Origin of the sequence: Streptomyces sp. HP-A2021 (genome assembly GCF_022807935.1) — a bacterium.
GTDB classification, from domain to species: Bacteria; Actinomycetota; Actinomycetes; order Streptomycetales; family Streptomycetaceae; genus Streptomyces; species Streptomyces afghaniensis.
The window spans coordinates 4,923,651-4,943,790 of record NZ_CP094344.1 but is presented as its reverse complement, the minus strand read 5'-3'; the positions used below and the strand labels follow the sequence as shown (position 1 = coordinate 4,943,790).

Genomic DNA, 20,140 nt, shown 5'->3' with positions numbered 1-20,140 from the left:
TATGATCTGGCACAGAGAATGACAGCGGCTCCGAGGGGAGTCAAGAGGGTGTCCAGCACAATTTCCGAGGACCAACAGGGGGAAAACGGATGGAGATGAAGAGCGTCACCAGGTCGCTGCGCATCCTGGAGGCGGTCGCCCAGCATCAGCCGGTCACCGTCGGGGAGCTGACGAAGCTCTTCGGTCTTCCGAAGTCGACGGTGCAGCGCACCCTGGTCACCCTGGCCGAGGCCGGCTGGCTGCGGGCCAACCGCAGGGACACGACCCGCTGGGAGATCGGTGCCCGCGTTCTCGCCGTGCGGCCCGCCGCGCTGCAGGGTTCCAGCCTGCTCACCGCCGCCCATGAGCCGATGGTCCGCCTGCGCGACGCCCTGAACGAGACGATCCACCTGTCGGTGCCGGACGCCCTTCAGTGCATGGTCGTGGTGGACCGCGTCGACTGCGATCACCCGGTGCGCACGTTCCACACCATCGGCGACACCTCACCCCTGCACGCCACCGCGGTGGGGCGGGCGGTTCTCGCCCACCTGCCGAAACAGGACGTCGAGGAGCTGATCGCGCAGGGGCTCGAGCGCTTCACGGACACCACGCCCGCCGACCCCGACGAACTGCGCGCCGAACTGGACCGGATCCGCACCGACGGTTATGCGGTCAACCGCAATCAGTACCGGCCCGGTGTCTGCGCCATCGCCGCGCCCGTTCTGGACGAGGACGGCGCCCCGCTCGGCTCCGTCGGCGTCTCCATGCCGGACTCCCGCTTCGACGCCGAACGGCTGCCCGAGTGGAGCCGCATGGTCACCGAGACGGCTGCGGAGATCACGGGCCGCCGACGCGACTGAACGCCAGACGGAAGCACTCAAGAGCCGCACGACGAAATCGGCCCCTCACGCACCAGCTGGGGGGCCGACTCGTGTGCACACACGGCCGTCACCGCTCTGTGTCCGACCGGGGGAGTGGGCCGGGCACAGAGCGGCTGTATCGCGCGGCTCGGTAGGCGAGTCAGGCACTACCGCTGTCCATCGCCGCGCGGACGGGGGATGTCGCACCTCCACGGCGCCGGCCCGATGTCTGGTCCGATCATGCGTGCCGCATTGTGGAATGTTGTGCTAACATCCGGCACGAGCTTGTCTGAGGCTCCAGAGGGAGTCAAGAGGCGGGACCGAGCCGTTCACCCATATGCGAGGCCCCGGATGGAGATGAAGAGCGTCACCAGGTCGCTGCGCATCCTGGAGGCGGTCGCCCGGCATCAGCCGGTCACCGTCGGGGAGCTGACGAAGCTCTTCGGTCTTCCGAAGTCGACGGTGCAGCGCACCCTGGTCACCCTGGCCGAGGCCGGCTGGCTGCGGGCCAACCGCAGGGACACGACCCGATGGGAGATCGGTGCCCGCGTTCTCGCCGTGCGGCCCGCCGCGCTGCAGGGCTCGAGCTTGTTCGCCGCCGCCCGCGAGCCGATGGTCCGCCTGCGCGACGCCCTGAACGAGACGGTGCACCTGGCGGTGCCGGACGCCCTCCAGTGCATGGTCGTGGTGGACCGCGTCGACTGCGATCACCCGGTGCGCACGTTCCACACCGTCGGCGACACCTCACCCCTGCACGCCACCGCGGCCGGACGCGCCGTCCTGGCCCATCTGCCGCATTCCGAGATCGACCAGTTCTCAGCGGGGGTGCTGGAGGGGTACGGCAAGGAGACCATCACCGACCCGTCGGAACTGCGTGCGGAACTGCGTCGCGTCAGGCGCCGCGGTTACGCCGTCAACCGCAATCAGTACCGGCCGGACGTGTGCGCCGTGGCCGCCCCTGTCCTCGACGCCGGTGGCTCACCCCTGGCCGCCGTCGCCGCCTCCATGCCCGAGTCCCGCTTCGATCCCGCCGGGACGGCCGGGCTGGGACGGATGGTCGTGGACGCGGCAGCGGAGATCACCGCCCGTTACTTGGGCTGACGGCGGTGGTGCCGAACCCGTAGCCCGCAACGCAGGTCTGCCCGTGGCGGCCGAGTCGTTGCTGGGGCCCGCTGAGCCAAATGCGAGGCATGGCAAGGGCGTTGGGTCCGCATGACAAAGTCGAACTGACGTGCGATGATGTGGATGGTTTCAGAAATGACACCTCGACTGAGGTAGCATTTCTGAAACCAACCAAGCCTGGAGGACCTGACCTTGGCCGAGCCCGACCCCCAGCAGCACGCTCAGCAACTCGCCGAACTTGATGTGTCCACAGATCTGTTCACCCTGGTGCTGAGTCTCGCGCTGGAGGACGTGCGAGGGTGTACCGACTTCGATGCCCCGGCGGCACGCGGGTTCCTGTTCTGGAGCCGGGCCAACCGCTACCTGGCGGAGGTGCTGGTGCCCGACGGGTGGGGACGCACCTCGCGGGACAGCATCCTGCGGGTGATTCACCCCAACCGGACGCACGCCATCACGGCCATCAGTGCGGAGGGCGGTGTCGCCGATCTGAACCGCCGCGTTCGGTCGAAGAACCCCAAGGGTCCCGCCATGGCGCGGATGGTGGAGAAGAACGGCCAGCTGGCCTTCCTCTCTCGTGACGAGGTGGAGTACGGGGTAGAGCTGGACCAGCTCCCTACCTGGTGTCTGCTCTACAAGCGAGAGGAGGGCATCATGCAGGCGGAGCTCTCGCTGCCGGTGAAGATGAACGGCAAGTTCGTCGACGAGTGGCTGACCCGTATACCCATCAGCCTCCCGCCGATGGACGACCCCGGCTTCGACATCTCGCTCGACGAGCCCGGAGACGACCAGGGCCCGGAGGTCGTCGTGGAGCTTCTGGGGGAGAATTAGCTGGTCAGAGCAAGGCATGGGAGTTGAGGCAAGGTGTTCACGCCAGAGCGGCTGGTTCTCGCGCGCAAGCGTCGTCGTATGACCCAGGCCGCTTTGGCGGCCGCCTCCGGCTTGTCCGCGCAGAGCATCAACGCATTCGAGAAGCACCGCAAAGCTCCGTCTGCGGACACGCTGGCCGCGCTCGCCGACATCCTTCGCTTCCCCGTGGCGTTCTTCCAGGCCCCGCCCGCGCCGGAGATGCAACTGGACGCGGTCAGCTTCCGGGCGCCGACCAAGATGAGCGCCCTGGAGCGCGACGCCACGCTCAGCTCAGGAGCCGTGGCCTCCACCCTCAACGCCTGGATGGAGGAGCGCTTCCGCCTGCCGGCCCCCAATGTGCCCACCTACCCGCATCTCACACCGGAACAGGCCGCTGAGCAGGTCCGAGCTGCTTGGGGGCTGGGCGAGGCCCCAGTCCCCAACCTGGTCCACCTGCTCGAGGCCAACGGCGTACGCGTGTTCTCGCTGGCGCCGGACTGCCTGGACGCAGACGCCTTCTCCACCGTCCATTCAGGCACGCCATACATCTTCCTGAACACCCGCAAGACCGGCGAGCGCGGCAGGTTCGACGCCGCCCACGAACTCGGTCACCTGGTCCTGCACTCAGAGCACCGCATTCCCGGCGGCCGGGAGGGTGAGCCGGAGGCCAACTCCTTCGCCTCTGCCTTCCTCATGCCCCGGGCCGGCATCATCGCTCAACGCCTCAACGACGCGTCCGTCGAGCGAATCCTCAGTGCCAAGCGCCGCTGGGGTGTTTCTGCCATGGCCCTTGCCTACCGCCTACGCGACCTCGGCCTTCTCTCCGAGTGGCGCCACACCCAGACGGTGAAGAAACTCGCCCAGATGGGCTACCGCACCGGTGAGCCCGGGTCCCTGCTAGCCAGGGAGAGCAGCCAACTGTTGGCCAAGGTCTTCGACGCTTTGCGCAGCAAGAGCATGGCCCCCGCTGACATCGCGGCCCACATGGGCATTCACCTCGACGATCTCAATGACTACGTTTTCGGGCTTGTCCCGGTCAGTGTCCCGGGCGGCGGCAGGAAATCGCCGGCGCCACGCCCCGAACTGCGCTTGGTCCACACCACCCCGGCCAGTCCATCACGACCTGGGGTCGTGCCCATGGCACCCTCAGCCTCCGCGGCTGACACCGAGCCGACGACGCCTCCCTTCGACGCGTCGATCGATGAGGGTGTTGGGCGCCCCACACCACTGCGACGCCCTGGTCGATCGAGGATGCCCGGTCCACAGACCCCCCGGCGTTAGTGACCTTCTCGGTGTGGGCTTGCCGGGTGACGTGAGCGCAAGTGTTTGCTTCGGCGTCGCGCACTCCGGTCGCCTGACGCTCGGTTCATGCGTTTCCCGACATGGTGTCAGTGGGCCCCGCTAGCGTCCTCGCATGGCACTTGAACCGGTTTGGGTAGCGCTGGTCGACGCTCCATCCTTGTCCCCAGCCCAGCAGCGCACGGTGGCTGAAATCGTGGCCCATCGCGGTGACCCCGCGACCGCTGCTCGTTTCTTCGCTCGACCCGATGTGACAGCGGAGACGCGCGCCCTCCTGATCCGAGAGGCTTATGACAGGCAGCTGATCAAGGCTGTGCTGGCTACGCCTGTGGTAACCACCGAAGCCTTGCTGATCGCTGCAGAGAAGCTCGGCGCCGAAACTATTCTGACCGAGGTCGCTCGCACCCGCTGGGATCTGCAGGAGGCCCAGCTTCTGCTCGTAAAGAGACTGGATCACGCCGCGGCCCGGCGTGTGGCCGAAGCATGGACATACTTCGGCCCAGAGCTACGTATCGCCCTGATCGACGCAGCGGTACGGGACAAACCGCAGGATTTGGAGCATGGCGTAGCGTCCGATAGCGGGCGCAAGGCCGAACGAGATGCGTGGATGGCCAAGGTGGAGTCCTGGCACAACGACGTTTGGGCTCTGCTGTCCGCCCAGCCTGCCGAGAGTCTCTGGCCAGAACTCATCGCCCGTAGCCCGGGTCACGACAGCGACCAGCTCATCGTCAACATGATCCTGGCCAGAGCCGAGGAACTGCCCGATCGGACGCTGCTGGCCTGCCTGAAACAGGCGTTTCCCAAGGCTGACCCCGAACCTGATCCCGACCTTCGGGGATGGGCGGCACGTTTGGAGCTCGAGAGACTGGCGGACATCGTCTCCCGTCACCCTCGTGCTCTCGCGTTGCACGGACCCGTCTTGCGCCCACTCACGCGTTCCTTGGCCGTGGCAGTTGTGGCCGAGTGGCGGAAGAAGGGGATCTCAAAGTGGGAGTGGTCCACCTTCGAGTCCCTGGCTGCCGTGTGCACAGATCCGGAGGTCTTGAGTGACGCCGCTGAGTGCCTGGCGACTGCTGCTTTGCCATCTTGGCAACGTGATAGACGGCCGGACCCCGACTGGGGCATCGGCCGCAGCAAAGCCGCTGATGCCCTTGCGGGGAACCCATCGCTCCCTTCCGACGCGTTGGCGCTGATAGCACCTTGGCTCGGCCCGGCAACTGCTGCTCGGTTCACCCAGCATCCGAACGAACAGGTGCGGGAGGTCGTGGAGCGCACTGTTGCGCAGGCAGTCAGCAAGACGGAACCAGTTCAGCGTGATGTGAGGCCCCCGTCCAAGGAGGCGAAGCGTCCAACGCTTCCGTCCGACGATGCCCTGGCCGAAAGCGGCGATCCGCGGAGCGAGCTGGCCTCGTACCTTCCCCTGAAGGGCCCTGCAGCGCACAAGCGGCAGATGGCCCAGGCGATCATCGACTCACGGTTCGCGGATGCTGATCTCCTCCGGGAGCTGCCGGCTGCCCTTGTGCTGACGAGTGCGTTCCACGCGCCTGGGGTCGCCACCCTCTTGCAGGAGGAACTGGGCGACAACCCACAGATGTGGGACACGTTCGCGGGCAAGGTCTCCCGCATGGCTCCCAACGCCACCAAGAGCCTGACTGCCCTCATTGAGGAAGCGCGAGCCAGCAGTACCTCCGACTGACGGGAACAGGTGGTCCACCTGCACGGTGGGAAACGATCTTGAAGTCGGCGGGATGGCGCCTTGGCGCCTTCGATCTTCCCGCTGATCAGCGCATTTCGTCGGTTCCCCACAGTAGGGCACCGACGAAATGCACTGACGTCAAGGCCCAGAGCGTCCCGCACTCGCAAGACGTCCGCACTCAGCAGCAGGAGAGCGCCTTTCGGCAGTCCGCGTCACTGTGCCGAACTCACTTGCTCTCTCCCCTCCTCTTTTCCATCCAGGACTGGCAGACCCATCGGGCGAGTGCTCCTGCCAGGACAGCGACAACGATCGCCCCCCAGTCGATGACGTGCGGAAGCCCAGGGAAGAAAGCGAAGAAGGCGAGGGTCATGACGAGACCTGCCACGAACGCGGCGATCCCAGCCGACCGCCGTCGCGCCTCCCATCGCTGATCTCGCCCCTGCTGTTGATCAATCATGAACCGCTCACTTCGTGATGTGGTGGCACTGACTCACTCGGCGCACCCCGTTGACGTACAGATGCGCACACGCCTTCCCATAACGAGGCAGCGTCTGGGGAGAGTTGTTCCGCATCGGATCGATCTTGCACTCGGGGTGCGTTCGCCCCCGGGAGGTCCTGTATGTCTTGTTGTTGGTATTCGCGTAGGTGAAGTCGATCCGCCAGTTGCAGAATCCGGTCCCGAGCGCGGCGACAAATGCACAGTCGACTCCGGCGTTCTGATAAGTGATCTTCTTCCCGCCACCTCGGATGACGTGTGTGAACATGCAACCGGTCGGAACCTTCATCGTCATGCCGCCAACGCTGTACTGGAAGGTTCGGACAGGAGTCGATCCGACAGCGCCGGCCTGCGCCACCGAGGAACTCGTCATGACAAGAGCGCACGCGGTGGCAAGGGTCACAAAAAGCCTGGATCGATAAAGCGTGTTCACGAATAATCCCCTTCCGACGGAAAATCTCTCCGACGGAAAGAACTCCGGCGCCGCGATCATGTTTCTGTCCGATGGAATGCTTCACCGACTTGAGTGATCATGGGCTAGTGCGCTGACCAGCTGCGGACGGAGCGATCCACCCCGACCGCATTGACCAGGAGACCTGGAGCAGCTGATCGCAGCAGCCCTCCGCGGCTATTGCGCCACCCCGTGCCGCGTCTGCCAGGACGGCACCAACCACACCGTGGCCATGCGCCGCCCTCCAGCCGGCCCTCGCGAACCGCCACAAGATCAAGAAGTGGCTGGAACCGCTGTCGCTCGGCAGCGAGTACCCCCGCGGCATGGATCGCCCCGGCTCCAGCGCAGCAGCACAACGAAGACAAGCCCCACTCGTGAGTCAGCTCACGCGGGACCTGCTGTGGTCTGTCCTGACCGTCTGTGTGATGCCCCACAGGGGCCCGGGCATGAGGAGGGTTGCCTTGCGGCACTCGTGTGTTGCGCGCACGTGAGGATTCTCAGGCTTGGTCGGTCCGGGCGTCCCCCAATGACCGGCCAGGGGCGAAGCGTTCGCGTACGGCGGGGGCGTCGAGGAGGCGGGCCGGGTAGCCGGGGCCGGTGCGGGCGGACATGTCCTGGTGGCGCAGCGGCTCGCCGCAGGAGGAGCAGACGACCCGGGCTTCGGTGTCGTGGTCGCAGGGCGTGTGGTGCAGGACGACCGGGGCGCCCTCGTCGCCGGCCAGCCAGCGGTCGCCCCAGGCGTTGATCGCGGCGAGTACGCCGAAGAAGTCGCGGCCCTTGTCCGTCAGCAGGTACTCGTGGCGCACCGGGTCGCTCTGGTAGGCCTGCCGTCGCAGCAGGCCCTCGGACTCCAGGCGCCGTAGCCGGTCGGTGAGGGTGTTGCGGGCGATGCCGAGCGAGCCGATGAAGCCGTCGAAGCGGGATTCGCCGTAGAAGACCTCGCGCAGCACCAGCAGGCTCCAGGCGTCGCCCAGGATGTCGGCGGTGCGGGCGATGGAGCAGGGCCAGGTGTCGAACGAGGTCCGTTTCACGGCTGCCAGGTTATCGGTTTCATCATGAGATGGACCGGCGGTGGCGGAGGGCGAGGGCGGCCGGGATGAGCGCGGAGGTCATGGCGAGGAGGGCGCAGACGGCCGTCGTCGTGCCGAGGGCCTGCCAGGGGAGCTCGATCGTCACCGGGGCCGACAGCAGAGCGAGGGCGCCCGCCATGCCGGCCAGGTTGAGGGCCGCGACCAGGAGACCGAGGAGCGCGCCGGCCGCCACGACCGTCAGGGCCTCGGCGCCGGTCAGCCGCAGGACCTGCCACCGGGTGGCTCCGGCCAGCCGCAGTACGGCAAGGTCGCGGGACCGCTCGGACGTCGCCATGACCATGGTGTTGGCCACGGAGATGCCCGTGTAGAGGAGGGCGATGCCGAGGACCAGCAGGAGGCCGAGGCGGGTGGTGCGGCGGGTCTCGGGGTGGGTGGCCCGGATCCATTCCGCCCGGGTGAGGACCTGGCCGTTCCCGGTGCCGAGTGCCTGGCGGAGAGCGGTGGCGGCGGTTCTCGGGTCGGCGTCGGCGGTCAGGGCCACGTCGATCCGGTCGACCGTGGCGCCCGGGGCGTTGTGCGGGGTGACGTAGACGCCGTTGTCGCCGGTGCCGGTGGGCATCACCGCGGCGATCCGCAGGGTGCGCGGTGTTCCGTCGCCGAGCCGGACGCGGACCCGGTCGCCCACCCGGTGTCGCTGCCACTCCTCGTTGACGATGATCGAGTCGTCGTCGAGGTCGCTCACCGAGCCGGCGGCCAGGGGCAGGCGGGTGGTGGCCGCGAGAGGGCCCGGGGCGGCGGCGCGGGCCTCGGAGCGGACGAGGGCCACGCCGTCCTCCAGGACGTGGACGGACGTGGAGGACGTCGGTGACATCTGGGTGCCCGGGACGGCGGGCAGTCTGCGCAGGGCGGCGGCGTCGAAGCCGGTGCCGGCCGGCGGGGTCACGACGAAGGCGGCGGTGGTGCGCTCGCTCGTCTCGGTGGTCTTCGCCCGGTTCAGGGTCGCTGTGGCGCCGAGCAGGGAACCCGCGAGGGCGACGGTGACCAGGACGGGCGCCGCGAGCGCGGCGGTGCGGCGCATCCCGGCGGCGGTGTTCTCGCGCACCAGCAGGGCGCAGGGGCCCGGCAGCCAGGTCAGCAGCCGGGTCAGGGGGCGCAGCACCAGTGGGGAGAGCAGGGCGGCCGCGGTGATCAGCAGCATCGGGCGGCTGATGTAGGACTTGCGGTGCAGCAGGTCGGCCGGGTCTCCGGCCAGGGACATGCCCAGGGTCACCACGGCCGTCAGCAGCAGGGCCGTGCCCGACAGCAGGCGGCCCCGGGTGATCGTCCCGCTCTCCGCCGCGGCCTCGCGCAGTGCCTCGGTGGGGCCGGTGCGGCCCGCCCGCCAGGACGCCGCGGTCGCTCCGCACAGCGCGACGAGCAGGCCGGTCCAGAAGGCCGCGTGGTACGGCCAGGTGTGACCGCCGATGGTGAACCAGGCGGGGGCGAGGCCGTTGTCGACGGCCCATGTCGCGAGGCGCGGTGCTCCGTGGGAGCCGAGGACGCAGCCGGTGGCCGAGGCGAGGGCGCCGACGGCGAGGGCCTCGGTGAGGACGGTCCGGCGGACCTGGCCCGGGGTGGCACCGGCGGTGCGCAGCAGGGCGAACTCCCGGCGTCGCTGGGCGACGGCGAAGGCGAAGGTCGACGCCACGACGAACACCGACACGAAGGCGGTGACCCCGCCCGCGGTGCCGAACAGGGAGTTCATCGCCGTGAGTGCCTCGCTGTCCCGGCCGGGGTCGGCGTCGGCGAGGCGGCGCGCGGTTCCGGTGAGGACCTGGGCGCTGCCGCCCACCGCCTCCCGTACGGCTGCCGGATCAGCCTCGACGGCCACCTGTGTGACCGAGGGGGACAGCCGGGCCGCGCGGGCGTCGGTGAAGAAGACGGCGTTCTCGAAGCCGCGCGTACTGAGTGTGCCGACGACGCGTACCGGGCCCCGGTCGGTGTGGAGCCGTCGGCCGGGGCGCGTCCAGTCGCCGGTGACGGCGACCTCGTCGGCGGTGCGGGGGGCTCGGCCGGCGGCGAGGTCGTAGGGGGCGAACGCGGCGGTGGACCAGGGGTGGCCGACGAGGTCCGTGGCGGCTGTCGGGGCGTCTGTGGCTGCCGTGGCTTCCGTGACGCGGACGGCGAAGGACCTGTCCGTCACGACCGGGCCCAGCTTCCGCAACTTGGCGACGGTCGTGGCGGGGAGCGGGCGCGGGTGGGCGAGCCGGGAGGTGCGGTCGCCGGACGGGGTCGGCACGCGCAGGGTGTCCTGGGCCTTGACGACGACCGGCGCCGCCGCGAAGCGTTCGGGGGCGCGCTCCGGGGCGGTGGCCGACGAGGCAAGGGCCAGGCCCGTCACGGTGAGCAGCGCCACGCCCAGCGACAGCGCGACGAAGCTGCCGGTGAAGGTGGCCCAGCGGGTGCGCAGGGTGCGCAGGGTGACGCTCAGCACGGCACGGCCTCCAGGCGGGTCATGCGCGCGGCGACGGTGTCGGCGCTCGGAGCGGTCAGTTCCCCGTGGACGCGCCCGTCGACGAGGAAGACCACGCGGTCGGCGTACGAGGCGGCCACCGGGTCGTGCGTGACCATGACGACCGTCTGGCCCTCGCGGTCGACCATGCCGCGCAGCAGCCCCAGCACCTCGCGGCCGGTCCGGGTGTCCAGGGCGCCGGTCGGTTCGTCGGCGAACAGCACGTCGGGGCGGGTGATCAACGCCCGGGCCAGGGCCACGCGTTGCTGCTGGCCGCCGGAGAGCCGGGACGGTCTGTGCCGGGCTCGTTCGGCGAGGCCGACCTGCTGGAGCGCCTGGCGCACCCGGGCCTTCGGGACGCGCCGGCCGGCCAGCCGCAGGGGCAGGGCGACGTTCTGCTCGGCGGTCAGCGAGGGCAGCAGGTTGAACGCCTGGAAGACGAACCCGACGCGCTCGCGGCGCAGCAGGGTCAGCCGGCGCTCGCTCAGCCCGGCCAGCTCTGTGCCGGCGAGGGTGACCGAGCCGGAGGTGGGCCGGTCCAGGCCTGCGGCGCACTGGAGCAGGGTCGACTTGCCGGAGCCGGAGGGGCCCATGACGGCGGTGAACGTCCCGGCGGGGAACGCCAGGGACACGTCGTCGAGTGCGGTCACGGTTTCGTATGCCCTGGTGACGGAGTCCAGCCGGATGGCGTCGTGTGTCATGGGTTCCCCTGCCTGGTGCCTGGTGCCTCGTGTCGGTTGACCGGTGGCCTCAACGGAACCGCGCGGAGGTGCCTCTGCGCAGTGCGGCAGGGCCTAGACCTGGGGTAGGGCCAGGCATACCCCCGGGCCTCCGTCTGTGCCCATGGCCGGGGCGGTGGCGGGCTTCTACGGTGATCCCCATGCAGCCTTGGAACGTGTGGCAGGCCATGGCCCGCCCCGGCTACCTGATGTCGGCGTGGCCGTGGCGCTCCGCCGCGTACCTGCTCACCGGTGTGGTGACCGGCGTCGTCGTGCTCGTGGGGATCGTGGCCTCGGCGGCGGTCGGGGGTGTGTTCGCGCTCGTGCTGGTGGGGCTGCCGCTGCTCCTGTGCACGGTCCTGGCGGGCATCCCGGTCGCCGCGGTGGAGCGGCACAGGCTGCGGCTGATCGACCCGGAACCGGCGCCCGGTCAGCACGGGACGCCCGGCGAGCCCGGCCTGCGGGCGTGGCTGACGACCCGGATGCGGGAGCGGGCGACGTGGCGCGAGCTCGGCCACGCGCTGCTGTTCGCGGGGCTGTTGTGGCCGGTCGACGCTCTCGCGTTCGCCGCCTTCCTGCTGGGGCCGCTCTCCGTGGTGGCGACTCCGTTGCTCATGGCTGTCTTCGGAGAGGCGAAGGTGCTCAAGGTGTGGCTGGTCACCACCTGGCCGGCAGCCGTCGGGGTCGCCGCCCTCGGACTGCTCCTGCTCGCCCTGGGTGCCTACCTGCTGGGCGTCGCCGCCGGTGCGCGGGCCGGGCTGGCACGGCTGCTGATCGCCCCGCGCGAGGCCGACCTGGGGGCCAGGGTGGTCGAACTGGCCCGTTCCCGGGTGCGGTTGGTCGACGCGTTCGAGGCGGAACGGCGGCGGATCGAGCGCGATCTGCACGACGGGGCGCAGCAGCGGCTCGTCGCCCTGACGATGACGCTCGGCCTGGCCCGGCTGGACGCTCCGCCGGGCCCGCTGGCCGAGCAGCTCGCCAAGGCCCACGAGGAGGCGGGCACGGCCCTCGCGGAACTGCGCGAACTCATCCACGGCATCCACCCCAAGGTCCTCGCCGACTACGGCCTCGAAGCCGCCGTCGCCGACGCCGCCGACCGCTCGGCCGTGCCCGTGGACGTCGACCTGGAGCTGCCCGGGCGGCTCTCCCAGGCCGTCGAGGCCGCCGCGTACTTCGTGGTGTGCGAGGCGCTCGCCAACGTGGGCAGGCACAGCGGGGCGAGCCGGGCGGAAGTGAGCGGTGGGCACCGCGACGGCCGGCTGGTCCTGCGGATCCGCGACGACGGGCGCGGTGGTGCGCGGGCCGGGGAGGGCAGCGGGCTGACCGGACTCGCCGACCGGGTGTCGGTGCTCGATGGCAGACTCTCCCTGTCCAGTCCGCCCGGCGGACCGACCCTGCTGCGTGTGGAGATCCCCTGTGGCCCTGCGAGTTGAGCGACCGCTGCGGGTGGTCCTGGCCGAGGACAGCGTGCTGCTGCGGGACGGACTCGTCGGGCTGCTCGGCCGCTGCGGGCACGAGGTCGTCGCGGCCGTGGGGGACGCCGAGGCACTGATCGCGGCCGTCGGGGAGCACGCCCCCGACGTGGTCGTGACGGACGTGCGGATGCCGCCCGGCTTCCAGGACGAGGGCCTGCACGCGGCGGTACGGCTGCGCGGGGAGCGGCCCACGCTGCCCGTCCTGGTCCTCAGCCAGTACGTGCAGCGCCGGTACGCCGCCGAGCTGCTGGACTCCGGTGACGGCACGGGCGTCGGCTATCTGCTCAAGGACCGGGTCGGCCAGGTGGAGGAGTTCGTCGAGGCGCTCGGCGAGGTGGCCGACGGCGGCACGGTCGTCGACCCCGAGGTCGTACGGCAGCTGCTGCGCCGCCGCCGGGATCCGCTGGAGCGGCTCACCCCGCGCGAGCGGGAGGTGCTGGCGCTGATCGCGGAGGGCAGGTCCAACAGCGCGATCGCCCGCGAACTGGTCGTCTCGGAGGCGGCCGTGGGCAAGCACGTCTCCGGCATCCTCACCAAGCTGGACCTGCCACCGGCGGTCGAGACCCATCGCCGGGTGCTGGCCGTGCTGGCGTATTTGCGGGCGTAGGCGGGTGGGCGGCCGGCCACTCGCCGGGCGGGGTCGGCCGGGCGGGGCCCTTCGGTTTGTCCGGTCCGGGGGTGGCGGGGAGGGCGGGGTGAAGACGCTCGGTGGTCCCGTGCCGGCTTGGCGGGGTCGGCCGGGCTGGTCCTTCGGTGTGTCAGGCCCGGGCGTGGCGGGGACGGCCGGCGAAGACCCCCTCGGCGGTCCCGTGCCGGCCTGGGTGGGCACGGCCGAGTGAAGCCCCCTCTCCCTGCCCGGCCCGCACGGGCCTGGCGGGCACGGCTTGGCCAAGGCCTCCGGCTCATCGGCGCGTTGTGCAAAAACCAGCGAGTTGGTTTCATTGCGTCGCCATCAGAGCCCTCCACGGGAGCCAGGGGTGACCAAACAGGACCGGGCCGTCCGGACCCGTCTCGCGCTGATCCGGTCGGCGGCCGAGCAGTTCGAGGCACGGGGATACGTCCGGGCCAGTCTTGCCGAGATCAGCGCGGGAGCGGGCGTCAGCTCCGGCGCGCTGCACTTCCACTTCGCGAACAAGGCCGCCGTGGCCGAAGCCGTCGAGCACGCGGCCGCCCGTGCCCTGCGCCAGGTCGCGGTCCGGGGCCGCGGCGGCGACGGGTGCGCCCTCCAGCGCCTCGTGGACGTCACGCACCACGTCGCCCGGCTGCTGTGCGCCGACGTCGTGGTGCGCGCGGGGCTGCGGCTCAACGCCGAGGCGGTCGCCGGGCGAGTGCGTGACCTGCGCCGGGAGTGGCGGGAGTGCGTGCACGAGCTGCTGGCCGAAGCGGAGCGCCGGGGTGAACTCGCCGCCGGGATGCCGCCCCACCGCTCCAGCGCCGTCGTCCTCGCCGCCACGACCGGCATCGAGGTGCTGGCCCGGGAGGACCCCGGCTGGCTCGCCCGCCCCTCGCTGACCGACCTGTGGCACCTGCTCCTGCCGTGCGTGGCCGCACCGCAGCTGGCCGGCGCGCTGGACCCGGCCGGGACCGAGCCGGACCACGCGCAGGCGGACGCCGGCGGCGAGGCGGACGGGGCGTTGGAGGCGCCGGGCCGGGTGGGGCTCGCGCTGCGGTAGCGGTGCTTTGCCGCTGACGCCCGGGTGACGCCCGTTCGACGCCCGGCCGGCCTTCCCATGGCCGACAGTGCGTGAAGTCGTGGCGAAAACAAACCGGATGCCAAGTTTTTTCGTCGCCCGGATCGCACGATGGTTTCCCAGCCTCTGGACCAAGGAGCGATGAGTCATGGCACAGCAGGCCTGCCCCTTCCTGGCGATCGACCCGTCCGGCCAGGACCTCTACGGCGAGATCTCCCGGATCCGGGCCCAGGGACCGGCCGTGGAGGTGGAACTCCCGGGCGGCGTACGGGCATGGTGGATCAACGGCCTGGAGCTGAACAAACGGCTCCTGGCCGGCCCCGAGACGAGCAAGGACGCCTTCCAGCACTGGCCGGCCTGGATCAACGGGGACATCTCCCGTACCTGGCCGCTCGCGATCTGGGTGTCGGTGCGCAACATGGTCACGGCCTACGGCACCGACCACAGCCGGCTGCGCAAACCGATGGCCGCCGCCTTCACCAAACGCCGTGTCGACGCGCTGCTGCCGCGCGTCCAGGAGATCGTCGACCGAGCGCTGGACGACCTGGAGCGGATTCCGGAGGGCGAAGTCGTCGACCTGCGCGCGGCGTTCGCGGCGCCGATACCGCACGAGGTGGTGTGCGAACTCTTCGGCGTACCGCCGGGCGAGGACGGCCCGCGAGCTGCCCTCTACCGCATCATCAACCGCTTCTTCGACACGGCGATCACCCTGGAGGACGCCCAGGCCAACGGGGTCGAGCTGTACGGCACGCTGACCGCGTTCCTCCAGTACAAGCGCGAGCACCCGGCCGACGATCTGACGACGGCCCTCATGGCGGCTCACGACGACGGCAGCCTCAGCGAACAGGAGCTGATGGACAACCTGATCCTGCTGCTCACCGCGGGCTTCGAGACGACCGTCAACCTCATCGACAACACCGTGCACAGCCTGCTCGCCCACCCCGACCAGCTCGAGCTCGTCCGCACCGTGCAGGTGACCTGGGAGGACGCCATCGAGGAGTCGCTGCGTTTCGAGGCGCCCGGCGCGATGTCGGGGCTGCGCTACGCCGTCGAGGACATCGAGATCGAGCCAGGTCTGACGATCCCGAAGGGCGATCCGGTCGTGGTGTCGTTCGCCGGTGCCGGACGCGACCCGGAGCGGCACGGCCCGGACGCCGAACGGTTCGACGTCACCCGGCCCACCAGCCGCGACCACGTCTCCTTCGGCCACGGCGTGCACCACTGCCTGGGCCGGCCCTTGGCCATGGCCGAGGCGACGGTGGCCCTGACGTCCCTGTTCGACCGGTTCCCGCGGCTGGTCCTGGCGGATCCGTCCCGGCCTCCGCAGCGGCTGCGGTCCATCATCTCCACGGGGCACCAGGAGTTGCCCGTGCTGCTGCACGGCCGCGATCCCGGTCCGCAGCCGGGTCCGCGTCCGGAGGAGGCGGAGGCGATCAGGAAGCTGTCCGGCCTCGGAGGAACGAGCGGTACCAGGGTGCCGCGCGCCTGAATCCGGCCCCGAACCCCTCGCCGGGCGAGCAGTCGAGGTCCTTCCAGAAGGCGTCGTCCACGAACCAGTGGTCGACCGTGAGCATGCCGAGGTGGTGGAGGGCGAGCGGCTTCCCGGCGGCCCGGTCCAGGGCGGTGGCGACATCCACCGCCGCGCCGCCGCCGGGCTCCTCCCGCAGGGTGCGCACGGCCCCGAGCAGGTCCGGGACGCTCACCGGCTCGGGGTGGCCGACGTGGTGCACACCGCCGTCGTGTGCCGGGGACAGGGCCGCGGCCGCCACCGCACGCCCCAGCGTGTCGACGTCGATCATCGACTGGAGCGCGTCGCAGCCGGTGAGGGTCGTCGCCGACAACTCCCCCAGCAGCCACAGCAGTCCGGGGACGACCCACCGGTCGCCCTCGCCGTACACGAGATGCGGGCGCAGCACCACGCCGCCCGCGTCGAGGACGTGCCGTTCGGCGGCGGCCCGGGTGCGGCTGGTGGCCGACGCGGGCGCGGTCGGCACCTCCCCGGGGCGCACCCCGCGGAAGGGGCCCCGGCCGTACACGGCGGCCGTGCTCACGTACACGATCCGGCGCACCCCGGCGCGCACGGCCTCCTCGACCAGGGCTCGCGTGCCCAGGTCGTTGACGGCCTCGACGGTGTCGGCGTCGCCGCCGATCCGCGTGGCGCAGTGCACCAGGACGTCGGTGCCCGCGCAGGTGCCGCGCAGGGAGGGCGGGTCGCCGAGGTCGCCGTGGACGAACGTGACGGGGTCGGCTGCCGGTTGATTACGGCGTGTCAAGTGCCGTACGCGGACACCGGGTTGCCGGTCTGCGGCGGCTGCGACCCGGCTGCCGACGAAGCCGCTCGCGCCCGTGATGAGAAGGTCGACCGTCACGACAGGGACCGTACCCGGGCCGGTTGCGCGCAGGTCAGCGTGGCGCTGAAGACGGACTCGCCGTCCTGCCGCCCCGAGACCCGTACGGTCGTCTCCCCCAAGCCCTGCGGGTCCTGCGGGGCCTCGTCGAGGATCTCCGTCTCGATCCAGCACGGGCTGTGCAGCTCGGCGTACCGGGAGAAGGCCGCCGTCATCGAGCGGGGCAGGAAGGGGTGCCGGCCGGACGCGGCGGTCGCCGCCTGGCGGGCCGCCTCGAACAGGACCATGCCCGGCACATGGTCGTTGGGCCGCGGGAAGAGCACCGGATGGCCGGTGTCCACGCGCAGCCGCCAGACGCCCGGGCGGTCGGCGGGGGCGAGGACGACGTCCTCGGCGCGGGAGCGGCCGGCGAGCGCCGGTGATATGCCCGGCAGCAGCGGCACCGGGGTGGCCACTTCGGCCAACTGCCTGGCCCGCAGACGGCGGTAGGCGAGCGGCGAGGTGCAGCCGGTGCTGCCGGTGCCGCGGGCGACGAAGCGTCCCGCGCGGCGGAACTCCATCGTGGTCCGCATGCTGTGCAGGCCGCGACCGCGACGGCGTATCTCGGAGCACACGACGTCGACGTCGACCGGTTCCGCCGCGTCCGACAGCAGGAGCGCGGACGGGTCGGTGTGGACCGTCAGGTCCCACATGACGAAGTGGGTGTCGGCGGGTGCACCGAACTCGGCGTGCGCGAGCACCATCGAGGCTTGCCGCAACGTTTCGCCTACGACCATCGGGTCCTGGTGGCGGTCGTCCACGGGCCCGAAGAAGGCGTGGGCGGCCGGCCAGTGAGCGGTGAAGCGGAAGCGGGTGTCGGAGATTCGGCGCCACCGGACGGGGAAGACGTCTGCTTCGGCGGTGCGGTGGGCGAGTTCCTTGGTGACCGGAGTGACCGGAGTGACCAGGGTGACGGGGGCGACCGAGGTGACCAAGGGGGCTTCGGGGGGTTCTGTGGGGTCGGTGGCTGCGGCCTGTGGCGCGTTCTCGACGGCCACAGCGGTTCTGTTTGCCGGACGGCCCCGCTGTCCGGTCTGATCGTCCGTGGGTGCGCTTAAAGGTTCTGACTGCGGCATGAGAACCCCCAGGATCGGCTGCCTGGCTGAGGTCGGCGTTTGACTAAGATACGGACGAGCCGGTTTTTTTCAAAGGGTGAGCCAAACCGCTGGGACAGGCTCTCGCGCCCCCGCTGCACAGCGATTTCACTGGGATCGACGGAGATCAGGAGGCACCCGATGGCGCGACAGGAGCGCGCGATCCGCACCCGGCGGACCATCCTTGAAGCGGCCGCGGCCGTCTTCGACGAACGCGGCTACACCTCGGCGACCATCGGGGAGATCCTGGACCGGGCGGGCGTCACCAAGGGCGCGCTGTACTTCCACTTCGGTTCCAAGGAGGAGCTGGCGGTGGGAGTGTTCGAGGAGCAGCTCGCGATCACGCTCCCGCCGCAGTCCACCAAGCTCCAGGAACTCGTCGACTCCGGGCTGGTGCTGGCCCGTCGGCTGCGGTCCGAACCGCTGGTTCGCGCCAGTGTGGGGCTCGCCCTCGACCAGGGGGCCATGGACCTCGACCGCACGCCGGCCTTCCAGATGTGGATCGACCAGAACGTGCAGATGCTGGCCGAGGCGAAGGCGCAGGGCGAACTGCTGCCGCATGTCGACGTGGCGGAGACGGCGGAGCTGCTGGTCGGCAGCTTCTCGGGGGTGCAGTTGCTGTCCCAGCTGCGCTGCCAGCGGCAGGATCTGGAGCGCCGCATCGTCGTGATGTTCGAACACTTCCTGCCGGGCATCGCCGTCCCCGCGGTGCTGGCCCAGCTCGACATCTCCGCGGAGCGGGCCGAGCGGGTGCTGGCACAGGGGCAGGTGGAGGTGCCCGTGCAGGGGCCGGTGAAGGTGCAGGTGCAGGAGGTGCCTGTGCCGACGCAGGTCTCTACGGGGGCTTAGGAGACTGGGGCGTAGGAGACGGTGCTCCAGGAGACAGGGGACCTGGAAGACGGGGTCTGGGAGTCGGTCTGCTCCGCACGGGTTGTCCACAGCTGTGGAGTTGTCCACAGGGTCTGACGCGTTTCGGCCGTCGGCTGTACGGTCGGCACGAGTTGATGTTCGTGCGCGTACGGGGGAGGCGGTCGATGTGACCAGGGACGGTGCTGGGGCCGAGGGCGGGACGGATGACGGGGTGGCCCGTCGGCTGCCCCGGGTGCGCGGTTTCGCCGAATGGCCCGTCGAGGGCTCGCCCAGGGACGAGGGCAAGGCCCTGCGCGAGCGGATCCCGCGCAGTGCGCATGCCACGCTCGATCCGGACGGGACCCGGCCCGACGTGGTGAGCGCGGTCGAGGAGTCGGGCCGCGGCCGGCTCCCCGAGCTGACGCCGATCCGGGTCGGCCGCATGGCCGCCACCCCGTTCGCGTTCCTGCGCGGCGCCGCGGGTCTCATGGCCCACGACCTGGCGCGCACCCCCATGACCCGGATCCGGGCCCAGATCTGCGGCGACGCCCACGCGGCCAACTTCGGCCTGTACGGCGACGCGCGCGGCGGCCTGGTCATCGATCTGAACGACTTCGACGAGACGGTGCCCGGCCCCTGGGAGTGGGACGTGAAGCGCCTCGCGGCGTCCCTGGTGCTGGCGGGCCGGGAGGCCGGAGCGGACGAGGACAGGTGCCGCAAGGCGGCCCGTGACGCGGTGGGTGCCTACCGCCGCACCATGCGGCTGCTGGCGAGGCTCCCGGTGCTGGACGCGTGGAACGCCATCGCGGACGAGGAGCTCGTCTCCCACACGGACGCCCATGACCTGCTCGGCACCCTGGAGCGGGTCTCCGAGAAGGCGCGTCAGAACACCAGCGGCCGCTTCGCCGCCAAGTCGACGGAGGCCACGGAGGACGGCGGGCGCCGCTTCGTCGACGCCCCGCCGGTGCTGCGGCGCGTCCCGGACGAGGAGGCCGCGGCGGTGGCGGCGTCCCTGGAGGAGTACGTCGGCACGCTGCCGGAGGACCGTCTGCCGCTCCTGGCCCGGCACGCGGTGCACGACGTGGCGTTCCGCGTCGTCGGCACCGGCAGTGTCGGCACCCGGTCCTACGTGGTGCTGCTCCTGGACCACCGGGGCGAGCCGCTGGTGCTCCAGGTGAAGGAGGCCCGGGCGTCGGCGCTGGTGCCGCATCTGGTGACGGCCGGTTTCGACGCGCCGGCGGCCGGCCACGAGGGACGGCGGGTCGTGCTGGGGCAGAAGCGGATGCAGGTCGTGAGCGACATCCTGCTGGGCTGGACGACGGTCGACGGGCGCCCCTTCCAGGTCCGCCAGTTCCGCAACCGCAAGGGCAGCGTCGATCCGGCCGCCCTGGCCGCCGACCAGATAGACGACTACGGCCGGATGACCGGCGCCCTCCTGGCCCGTGCCCACGCCCACAGCGCCGACCCCCGCCTCATCGCCGGTTACTGCGGCAAGAGCGAGGAGCTGGACGAGGCGATGGCCGCGTTCGCCGTCGCCTATGCGGACCGTACGGAGGCGGACCACGCGGACCTGGTGGCGGCGGTACGGGCGGGGAAGGTCGCAGCGGAGATGGGGGTGTGACCCCTGAGGACCCAGGACCCTCGGGCGGGTGAC

At 70.9% G+C, this 20,140-nt stretch carries 17 protein-coding genes; 11 read left to right on the top strand and 6 right to left on the bottom strand.

Annotation, left to right across the window (positions count from 1 at the left end):
• The first annotated feature begins 95 nt into the window (after positions 1–95).
• The 5 genes from MQE23_RS22205 (at position 96) to MQE23_RS22185 (ending at position 5,802) form a co-directional block, all read left to right on the top strand.
• A complete protein-coding gene (locus tag MQE23_RS22205; RefSeq protein WP_243382712.1) occupies positions 96–839 on the top strand; it encodes an IclR family transcriptional regulator in 744 nt (247 codons plus the stop codon).
• A 357-nt stretch (positions 840–1,196) separates the two neighbouring features.
• The gene (locus tag MQE23_RS22200; protein WP_243380025.1) at positions 1,197–1,940 is read left to right on the top strand and encodes an IclR family transcriptional regulator; all 744 of its coding nucleotides are present in this window, start codon (positions 1,197–1,199) and stop codon (positions 1,938–1,940) included.
• A 213-nt stretch (positions 1,941–2,153) separates the two neighbouring features.
• Positions 2,154–2,789, top strand: coding sequence for a hypothetical protein (locus tag MQE23_RS22195; protein WP_243380023.1), 636 nt, complete (start codon positions 2,154–2,156; stop codon positions 2,787–2,789).
• 33 nt (positions 2,790–2,822) lie between these two features.
• Positions 2,823–4,088, top strand: a complete 1,266-nt coding sequence (locus MQE23_RS22190; RefSeq protein ID WP_279345155.1) for an XRE family transcriptional regulator — start codon at positions 2,823–2,825, stop codon at positions 4,086–4,088.
• Positions 4,089–4,221: 133 nt separating this feature from the next.
• Positions 4,222–5,802: a hypothetical protein gene (locus MQE23_RS22185; RefSeq protein ID WP_243380020.1), complete on the top strand. Its 1,581-nt coding sequence runs from the start codon at positions 4,222–4,224 to the stop codon at positions 5,800–5,802.
• A 464-nt stretch (positions 5,803–6,266) separates the two neighbouring features.
• On the opposite strand, the gene MQE23_RS22175 is transcribed toward MQE23_RS22185, so the two are convergent.
• From MQE23_RS22175 to MQE23_RS22160, 4 genes are all read right to left on the bottom strand, one after another.
• Complete coding sequence (locus tag MQE23_RS22175; RefSeq protein ID WP_243380017.1) at positions 6,267–6,731, bottom strand: hypothetical protein; 465 nt, start codon at positions 6,729–6,731, stop codon at positions 6,267–6,269.
• A 515-nt stretch (positions 6,732–7,246) separates the two neighbouring features.
• Positions 7,247–7,780, bottom strand: a complete 534-nt coding sequence (locus MQE23_RS22170; protein WP_020274761.1) for a helix-turn-helix domain-containing protein — start codon at positions 7,778–7,780, stop codon at positions 7,247–7,249.
• Between the two features lie 22 nt (positions 7,781–7,802).
• Positions 7,803–10,253, bottom strand: coding sequence for an FtsX-like permease family protein (locus MQE23_RS22165; RefSeq protein ID WP_243380016.1), 2,451 nt, complete (start codon positions 10,251–10,253; stop codon positions 7,803–7,805).
• A complete protein-coding gene (locus MQE23_RS22160; RefSeq protein ID WP_020274763.1) occupies positions 10,247–10,972 on the bottom strand; it encodes an ABC transporter ATP-binding protein in 726 nt (241 codons plus the stop codon). The genes MQE23_RS22165 and MQE23_RS22160 overlap by 7 nt, the downstream gene beginning before the upstream one ends.
• 206 nt (positions 10,973–11,178) lie before the next feature.
• On the opposite strand from MQE23_RS22160, the gene MQE23_RS22155 reads away from it, so the two are divergent.
• The 4 genes from MQE23_RS22155 (at position 11,179) to MQE23_RS22140 (ending at position 15,645) form a co-directional block, all read left to right on the top strand.
• Entirely contained in the window at positions 11,179–12,423 is a 1,245-nt protein-coding gene (locus MQE23_RS22155) for a sensor histidine kinase (protein WP_243382709.1), read from the top strand.
• Positions 12,413–13,072 carry a response regulator transcription factor gene (locus MQE23_RS22150; RefSeq protein WP_243382708.1) on the top strand — a complete coding sequence of 220 codons (660 nt, stop codon included), beginning with the start codon at positions 12,413–12,415 and terminating at the stop codon, positions 13,070–13,072. Before MQE23_RS22155 ends, MQE23_RS22150 begins: the two co-directional genes overlap by 11 nt.
• 370 nt (positions 13,073–13,442) lie before the next feature.
• Positions 13,443–14,138 carry a ScbR family autoregulator-binding transcription factor gene (locus tag MQE23_RS22145; RefSeq protein WP_020273118.1) on the top strand — a complete coding sequence of 232 codons (696 nt, stop codon included), beginning with the start codon at positions 13,443–13,445 and terminating at the stop codon, positions 14,136–14,138.
• A gap of 166 nt (positions 14,139–14,304) precedes the next feature.
• Positions 14,305–15,645 (top strand): cytochrome P450, encoded by a 1,341-nt coding sequence (locus MQE23_RS22140; RefSeq protein ID WP_020273119.1) that lies wholly within the window; start codon positions 14,305–14,307, stop codon positions 15,643–15,645.
• Here MQE23_RS22140 and MQE23_RS22135 read toward each other — a convergent pair.
• Both MQE23_RS22135 and MQE23_RS22130 read right to left on the bottom strand, forming a co-directional pair.
• Positions 15,590–16,525, bottom strand: a complete 936-nt coding sequence (locus MQE23_RS22135; protein WP_037669655.1) for an NAD-dependent epimerase/dehydratase family protein — start codon at positions 16,523–16,525, stop codon at positions 15,590–15,592. The two genes, MQE23_RS22140 and MQE23_RS22135, sit on opposite strands and share 56 nt — an antisense overlap.
• Positions 16,522–17,541, bottom strand: a complete 1,020-nt coding sequence (locus MQE23_RS22130; RefSeq protein WP_243380015.1) for a ScbA/BarX family gamma-butyrolactone biosynthesis protein — start codon at positions 17,539–17,541, stop codon at positions 16,522–16,524. Before MQE23_RS22130 ends, MQE23_RS22135 begins: the two co-directional genes overlap by 4 nt.
• 237 nt (positions 17,542–17,778) lie before the next feature.
• On the opposite strand from MQE23_RS22130, the gene MQE23_RS22125 reads away from it, so the two are divergent.
• Together MQE23_RS22125 and MQE23_RS22120 are read left to right on the top strand one after the other, a co-directional pair.
• The gene (locus tag MQE23_RS22125) at positions 17,779–18,486 is read left to right on the top strand and encodes a ScbR family autoregulator-binding transcription factor (RefSeq protein WP_020273122.1); all 708 of its coding nucleotides are present in this window, start codon (positions 17,779–17,781) and stop codon (positions 18,484–18,486) included.
• Positions 18,487–18,673: 187 nt separating this feature from the next.
• Entirely contained in the window at positions 18,674–20,107 is a 1,434-nt protein-coding gene (locus tag MQE23_RS22120) for a DUF2252 domain-containing protein (RefSeq protein WP_243380013.1), read from the top strand.
• Positions 20,108–20,140 lie beyond the last annotated feature (33 nt).

Coding starts and splice junctions, on each gene's coding strand:
- MQE23_RS22205 (WP_243382712.1), top strand. CDS start 96: ATGAAGAGCGTCACCAGGTCGCTGCGCATCCTGGAGGCGGTCGCCCAG.
- MQE23_RS22200 (WP_243380025.1), top strand. CDS start 1,197: ATGAAGAGCGTCACCAGGTCGCTGCGCATCCTGGAGGCGGTCGCCCGG.
- MQE23_RS22185 (WP_243380020.1), top strand. CDS start 4,222: ATGGCACTTGAACCGGTTTGGGTAGCGCTGGTCGACGCTCCATCCTTG.
- MQE23_RS22160 (WP_020274763.1), bottom strand. CDS start 10,972: ATGACACACGACGCCATCCGGCTGGACTCCGTCACCAGGGCATACGAA.
- MQE23_RS22155 (WP_243382709.1), top strand. CDS start 11,179: ATGGCCCGCCCCGGCTACCTGATGTCGGCGTGGCCGTGGCGCTCCGCC.
- MQE23_RS22140 (WP_020273119.1), top strand. CDS start 14,305: ATGGCACAGCAGGCCTGCCCCTTCCTGGCGATCGACCCGTCCGGCCAG.
- MQE23_RS22125 (WP_020273122.1), top strand. CDS start 17,779: ATGGCGCGACAGGAGCGCGCGATCCGCACCCGGCGGACCATCCTTGAA.